Raw genomic sequence first — 713 nt, 5'->3', positions numbered from 1 at the left:
ATCGTGGGGCCTCCCACAGCGATAAGAAGGTGAATGAGTTATATAAATAATACATCTGGCACTCGTTCTGGTCCCGTACGATTGCTTCAACTATCCAATTCATGTAACTATATCGATCGGCCGACAGGTCGAGACCGGAGGGCGTGCGGATGACCGTCGCGGCGAGGACCCTCACCGACCAGGAACAGCGCGAACGCCGCGAATGGTTCCGGGCCCGATGGGAGCGCGGGGTCGCGTTCAACCGCCGTTGCCGCATACGTGTGACGCGCTGGGACCCGGAGGGCGTCGAGATCACGCTTCCCTACGCCGAAGCTCTCTCCGCCCACGAAGGCGTCTTCCACGGCGGAGTGATCTCCGCGCTCATCGACACCGCGGGCGCGGGAGCCGTGATCGCCGGGCACGACTTCCAGCAGGGGAGCCGGCTCAGCACCGTGTCGATGTCGGTGCAGTACCTGGCACCCGCCCGCGGCCAGGAGGCCATCGCCTACGCACGGTGCGTCCGGCGGGGCCGCCGGCTGCACTTCGCCGACGTCGACGTGATGACCGACGGACGCATCTGCGCCCGGGGACAGGTGGTCGTCACCATCTCCGGCGAGCGGCCGGGAGTCGGTGAACCCATCGAACCATTGACCGAGCCGTTTGCCGAGGAGTGACGTGATGCCCGAGGAACCCGCCCAGGACCTGGTGCTGTACGAGGTCGACGAGGACGGCGT

General features: G+C 65.6%; 1 protein-coding gene. It reads left to right on the top strand.

Annotated elements, in window-relative coordinates; genetic code table 11:
* The first annotated feature begins 149 nt into the window (after positions 1–149).
* Complete coding sequence (locus tag TN53_RS41460) at positions 150–653, top strand: PaaI family thioesterase (protein ID WP_046264063.1); 504 nt, start codon at positions 150–152, stop codon at positions 651–653.
* Positions 654–713: the final 60 nt, after the last annotated feature.

Origin of the sequence: Streptomyces sp. WM6386, from assembly GCF_000972385.1 — a bacterium.
Classification (GTDB): domain Bacteria; phylum Actinomycetota; class Actinomycetes; order Streptomycetales; family Streptomycetaceae; genus Streptomyces.
This window is presented reverse-complemented; position numbering and strand designations above follow the sequence as displayed.

Bases quoted from the DNA above. Each gene is read 5' to 3' on its own strand.
- TN53_RS41460 (WP_046264063.1), top strand. From the start codon at position 150: ATGACCGTCGCGGCGAGGACCCTCACCGACCAGGAACAGCGCGAACGC.